Origin of the sequence: Paraclostridium sp., assembly GCF_051656405.1 — a bacterium.
Lineage (GTDB): Bacteria > Bacillota > Clostridia > Peptostreptococcales > Peptostreptococcaceae > Paraclostridium.
In genome coordinates this window covers 1-5,861 of sequence record NZ_JBOGBV010000008.1, presented here as the reverse complement: position 1 = coordinate 5,861, position 5,861 = coordinate 1, and the positions used below count along the sequence as shown (strand labels likewise).

The 5,861-nt window shown below is 28.5% G+C and carries 5 protein-coding genes; 1 reads left to right on the top strand and 4 read right to left on the bottom strand.

Going from position 1 to position 5,861, the window contains the following annotated elements; all coding sequences use genetic code 11:
• Positions 1-469: 469 nt before the first annotated feature.
• Both nrdG and ACRDDE_RS01470 read right to left on the bottom strand, forming a co-directional pair.
• On the bottom strand, positions 470-1,009 hold the full coding sequence (nrdG, locus tag ACRDDE_RS01475) for an anaerobic ribonucleoside-triphosphate reductase activating protein (RefSeq protein ID WP_438625045.1): 540 nt from the start codon (positions 1,007-1,009) through the stop codon (positions 470-472).
• Positions 1,010-1,045: 36 nt separating this feature from the next.
• The gene (locus tag ACRDDE_RS01470) at positions 1,046-3,397 is read right to left on the bottom strand and encodes an anaerobic ribonucleoside triphosphate reductase (RefSeq protein ID WP_438625044.1); all 2,352 of its coding nucleotides are present in this window, start codon (positions 3,395-3,397) and stop codon (positions 1,046-1,048) included.
• A gap of 356 nt (positions 3,398-3,753) precedes the next feature.
• On the opposite strand from ACRDDE_RS01470, the gene ACRDDE_RS01465 reads away from it, so the two are divergent.
• Complete coding sequence (locus tag ACRDDE_RS01465) at positions 3,754-4,932, top strand: pyridoxal phosphate-dependent aminotransferase (protein ID WP_438625042.1); 1,179 nt, start codon at positions 3,754-3,756, stop codon at positions 4,930-4,932.
• A 127-nt stretch (positions 4,933-5,059) separates the two neighbouring features.
• Here the strand turns inward: ACRDDE_RS01465 and ACRDDE_RS01460 are convergent, their stop codons facing one another.
• Together ACRDDE_RS01460 and ACRDDE_RS01455 are read right to left on the bottom strand one after the other, a co-directional pair.
• A complete protein-coding gene (locus tag ACRDDE_RS01460; RefSeq protein WP_438625040.1) occupies positions 5,060-5,407 on the bottom strand; it encodes an ASCH domain-containing protein in 348 nt (115 codons plus the stop codon).
• Positions 5,408-5,423: 16 nt separating this feature from the next.
• Positions 5,424-5,861, bottom strand: a 438-nt coding sequence (locus ACRDDE_RS01455) for a GNAT family N-acetyltransferase (protein ID WP_438625039.1), incomplete at its 5' end; no start/stop codon positions are given.

Here is a 5,861-nt window from a genome sequence, read left to right as displayed (position 1 = left end):
AAACTCTCAAATATAATTTAAAAAGTTGTCCATCGCTCAGCTAATCATTATCTGAATATCTGGCTTGGTTGTTTGTGTTTAATTCTTTTAAAAAGAATTTTTATAATTAACCTACTGTTTAATTTTCAAAGTTCATTTTTTATTTTGTGTTTCGTCCGTTTCTTAAGGACAAGTAATACTTTACCATCTAATCAAAACAGAGTCAACAGTTTTTTTTATTTTTTTTAATTATATTTTAATTTCACTTTAATAAAGAAAGTGTTCAACAAGTTATCAACATTTTTATCCACATTATCTACAGTTTTAAAAGTACATGTACACTCACATCCTCAAGACTTATCCACATTATCCACCATAAATATGTATATATTTTAATTTATTTTCATTTTTCGATATTTTTAAATCTTTTGAAAAAAAAAAGGCGAAAAAAATAAGCATAAGTCAGAATTTATGCTTATTTTTTAATTTATTACTTTGCTATTCCTAAATCTTCTTTCATATATTCATCATGTAAACATATTTTCTTGAGCTCTAGTGTTTTCTTAACATCTATAATTCTTTGATTTGATGATCCTCTAAACTTAAGACTTATATCTCTCTTAGCTTCTATAAACCTTCCATCCACCAAAACATCTATATTTCTAAGTAAATTTAAATTATTAAAATATGAAGGGTTTTTCTTATCTGTAAGTTCCTCAAATGCATATCCTGTATACACCCATACATCTAAGTCATTATCTTTGCATGTTTTTGCAACTTCAGATAAAGCTTCACTTTGTAAAAATGGCTCTCCTCCAGATAAAGTTACACCTCTATGCAATTTTAGTTTTTCTATCTCTTTAGATATTGTGCTTGTATCTACTTCGAACCCACTCAACAAATCATGAGTTTGAGAATTATGACACCCTTTACAATTATGTATGCATCCTTGTGTCCATAAAACAGCCCTAAGCCCAGGCCCATCTACTATACTATCTATAGTAATAGGCGAAGCTAATCTTATCTTCATGTATACTCCCCCTCATTAAAGCATTAAATTTAAATATTAACTATGTTTTATTCTATCTCTAACTTCTGCTTTCTTTGCATTATTAAATCTATCGACTGTTCCTACTAAATATCCTGTTATTCTTCTTATTCTTTCAAATCCAATCTCTCCATCTGATTCTTTTCTGCCACAAGCAGGGCAAACATCTCCAGGTATAACACCTGAGTACCCACATAATGGATCTCTATCTAATGGATGATTTATACTTCCATATCCTATACCCAATTCTTTCATAGCTCTTATTATAGTTTCAAAAGCTTCTAGGTTGTTTGAAGGACTACCATCTAGCTCTATATAAGTTATATGTCCAGCATTAGTTAATTCATGATAAGGAGCTTCTATCTTTATCTTATCAAAAGAACTTATTTTATAATATACAGGTACATGGAATGAGTTTGTATAATATTCTTTATCTGTTATACCTTCAATTTCACCATATTTATTTCTATCTATAGAAGTAAACCTTCCTGATAACCCTTCTGCTGGAGTAGCTATTAAAGAGAAGTTTAATCCATATTTTTCACTAGCTTCTTCCATTTTATCTCTCATATGACCAATGATATCTAGTCCTAGATTTTGAGCTTCTTCACTTTCTCCATGGTGTTTTCCTATAAGAGCTATCAAACATTCTGCTAATCCTATAAATCCTACTGTTAGAGTTCCTTGTTTTATAACTTCTTTTAATGTATCATTAGGACCTAAATCATCAGACCCTTTCCATACGTTTTGTCCCATTAAAAACGGGAAATTTTTAACCTTTTTATTTCCTTGAACTTCAAATCTTTCTAGTAATTGATCTATTACTAAATCTATCTTTTCATTTAACTCTGCGTAAAACTCGTCTATATTTAAGTTTTGCCCATTTATACTTCCATGTTTTATTCCTAACCTTGGAAGGTTTATTGTTGTAAATGATAAGTTACCTCTTCCACTTACAACTTCATCTCCACACACATTGCCAACTACCCTAGTTCTACATCCCATATATGTAGCTTCTGTGTCAGGATCTCCTTCAACATAGTACTTAGCATTAAAAGGAGCATCTATAAAACTAAAGTTAGGGAATAATCTCTTTGCAGAAACTCTACATGCTAACTTAAACAAATCATAGTTATGGTCTTCAGGATTTAAATTTATTCCTTCTTTTACTTTAAATATTGATATAGGGAATATAGCTGTTTCTCCGTTTCCAAGCCCTTTTTCTACTGATAATAGTAAATTCTTAGTAACTAATCTACCTTCTTCAGATGTATCTGTTCCAAAATTCACACTTGAAAAAGGAACTTGAGCCCCTGCCCTTGAGTGCATAGTATTTAAGTTGTGTATAAAAGCTTCCATAGCTTGATATGTGCTTCTATCTGTTTCTTTATATGCTTCTTTATATGCAAATTTTTGCGCTTTTTCTGCTACATCCTCTTTTATATTTAATCTATTTATTAATTCTCTTTTTTCTAAATTTATATATGACTCATCTAAGCTTATACTAGCCTTAGTATCTGTATTTTCCTCTACATAAGATACGACATCTCTTATTTCATCTAAAGCTTCTATACCTTCATATAACTCTAAAGCTTTAATCATATTATTTATATATAATTTCTTAAATGTCTTATATACACCTTCAGCTAGACCATAATCGAAAAATGGTATACTTTGTCCTCCATGTTGATCATTTTGATTGCTTTGTATAGCTATTGCTGCTAAAGCTGCATAACTTATAATATCATTCGGCTCTCTTAAGAATCCATGTCCCGTTGAAAAACCATCTTTAAATAACTTTATTAAATCTATTTGGCAACATGTTAATGTTCCCATATTTAAAAAGTCCATATCGTGTATGTGTATATCTCCATTATCATGAGCAAAAGCATGTTCAGGTTTTAACATGTAAGTTTTGCAAAACTCTTTAGATACTGTACTTCCATACTGAAGCATAGTTCCCATTGCAGTATTTCCATCTATATTTGCATTTTCTCTTTTTATATCAGCATCATCTGCATCAGCAAAAGTTATTTCTCCTATAGACTTCATTAGTCTAGATTTAGAGTTTCTTATTCTGTTTCTTTCAGTTCTATAAATTATGTATTCTTCACTAGTTTTAGCATGTCCTTTTTCTATAAGAACTTTAACTACAGCATCTTGTATATCTTCTACTCCAGGAGTATTTGTTGCAAACTTTATATTTAATAGCTTAATTACATCTTGAGTTAATAATTCGGCTACATTATAATCCGCTACACTACCTTCTCTTTGAGCAACTTTACTCGCAGCTAAGAATATAGCTCTCGTTATTCTATCTGAGTTAAAAGGTATAACTCTTCCATCTCTTTTCTTTACTGCTTGAATCACAATAAATTCCCCCTCATCACAATATATAGTATCCGCAAATATTAAGCATACTATATATAGTATGCTTGGATGAAAAAAATCCCCTTTAACAAAGTCAAAGGGAAAATCTTTAAGTCATTACTTTACTACAATAAGCTTACCAAAATTGTACATAATCGTCAAATCACCTCTAAGCATTGAAATTGCTATCTACATTTTTTGAACATTAGTATTTCTAATATGTTCAAATTTTTAGACTTTTTTATAATTTTTTCACTCATTTTTTGACAAATTTATCAATAAATCTTATATATTTATATTTGTTGTTATAAATTAATATATAATATACTTATCTATGTAAAAAAGGAGGATTAAACATGTTATCTAGCAGATTAAATAACATTACACCATCTTATACAATTGGTATAAGTTCAAAAGTTCGTGATTTAAAAGCATCAGGAAAAAATATAATTGATTTAAGTATAGGAGAACCAGATTTATCTGTTCCTAATGCAGCAATTCAACATGGAATAAACTCATTAAATGAAAACTTAACTAATTATGACTTAGTTCCTGGATTAAAAATTCTTAGAGATGAATTATCTAAAAAACTAAATTTAGAAAATGATTGTGATTATGCTCCAGAGGAAATAATAGTTTCTAGTGGTGCAAAAAACGCTATAACAAATACTTTATTAGCTATATTAAATCCTGGAGATGACGTTCTAGTTCCTAAACCTTATTGGGTTAGCTATCCTGAAATGATAAAGCTAGTTAATGCAAATCCAGTTTTTATAGACACAAATAAAGAAAACGAATTTAAATTAACTAAAGATATTTTAGAAAAAAGTATTACTCCAAAGACTAGAATGTTGTTTTTAAATAATCCTTCAAATCCTACTGGAGCAGTTTACTCAAAAGAAGAATTATTAGAAATAGCTGATGTATGCATTAAGAATAATATATACATACTAGCAGATGAAATTTACGAAAGAATATGTTATAAAGATAAATTTGTATCTATAGCATCATTAAGTAATGATTTAAAAAATATAACTATAACTATAAATGGTTTCTCTAAGTCATTTGCCATGACAGGTTTAAGAATAGGATATTCTGCAAGCAACAAAGAAATTGCTAAAGCAATATCAACAATACAGGGACATTTAGTATCTCATCCATCTCTAACTAGTCAATATATAGCTTACGGAGCTTTAAAGGATTGTTCTCATTCTATTAGTGACATGGTTGATATATATCGTTCAAGAAGAAATAAAGTGGTTGATATATTAAATCAATGCAACAAATTAAATTATGTAACTCCAGATGGAGCTTTTTATACATTTATAGATTTATCTATGGTAAAAAATAATTTAAACTATACGGATAGTTTCTCTATAGAATTTTGTAATAAGCTATTAGCTGAGTATGAAGTTGCTGCTGTTCCAGGAATAGCATTTGGAATGGATAATTATATAAGAATTTCTTATGCTTGTAGTGAGTCTTCTTTTACAGAAGGATTAAAAAGAATAATAAAACTTGCTGAGTCTTTATAAAATATATACATTAATTTTACTTAAAATAAAAAACTGTTCATGAAAATTTTACTGCAATTTCATGAACAGTTTTTATTTACTTGTATGTATACTTTTAAATACTTAATGCACTTATTTAAACATATGTTCACTCATTAACAACTTTTATCTCAATACCAACTACCCCATAACTTTTTATATCTTCCTTAGAATAATATTGTTCCATATCATCAGGAGTTGCAAAATCATCATAACTATATCCAAGTTTAATTTTATTAAATTGTTCATATAGATCATTAAAATTCTTATATTTATATATTTCTAGAACTTTAACTTTTAACTGATTTTTACAATCATCATTATTAATAAAAGTAATATAATCTCCCTTTAATACTGTCTTTCTCTTTTCATCATATAATCTCATCTCTATCGTCTTAGTTCCATTTTTTATTAATATAAAACAATCATTATTTAAAGTCATAATATGATTTTCCATTTAAATTTCTCCTATTTTATAGTTTTATCCAATAACGTTTTATAATATTTCCATCTACTTCTACATTTTTCTCAAATACTCCCCCATTAGCAATTATAACTTTTTCACTACCTATATTGTCATGATTACAAGTTATAAGAACTTTATCAAGTCCATATGATTTACAATTTACAAGATTTTGTTTAAGCATCTCTGTCGCATATCCTTTTTTCCTTTCGCTCGGACGAACAGAATAACCTATATGACCACCCCATAAACTTAGTACCGGGTGATTAATATGATGTCTTAAATCAATGATTCCAACAATTTTATTATCTGTTAATCTTACAGCTATATATAAATTAGAAGTTACCTTATCTGATGGACAAGTTTTTTCACTTTCAAGTAAGTTAATTGTATCAATCCAATCTTTAGCCGTAGAACATTCTCTTAAGCTCCCACATCCAGCTAAATC

What these genes read in the sequence shown, in the direction of transcription:
- nrdG (WP_438625045.1), bottom strand. Translation starts at nt 1,009, where the DNA reads ATGAAGATAAGATTAGCTTCGCCTATTACTATAGATAGTATAGTAGAT.
- ACRDDE_RS01465 (WP_438625042.1), top strand. Translation starts at nt 3,754, where the DNA reads ATGTTATCTAGCAGATTAAATAACATTACACCATCTTATACAATTGGT.
- ACRDDE_RS01460 (WP_438625040.1), bottom strand. Translation starts at nt 5,407, where the DNA reads ATGGAAAATCATATTATGACTTTAAATAATGATTGTTTTATATTAATA.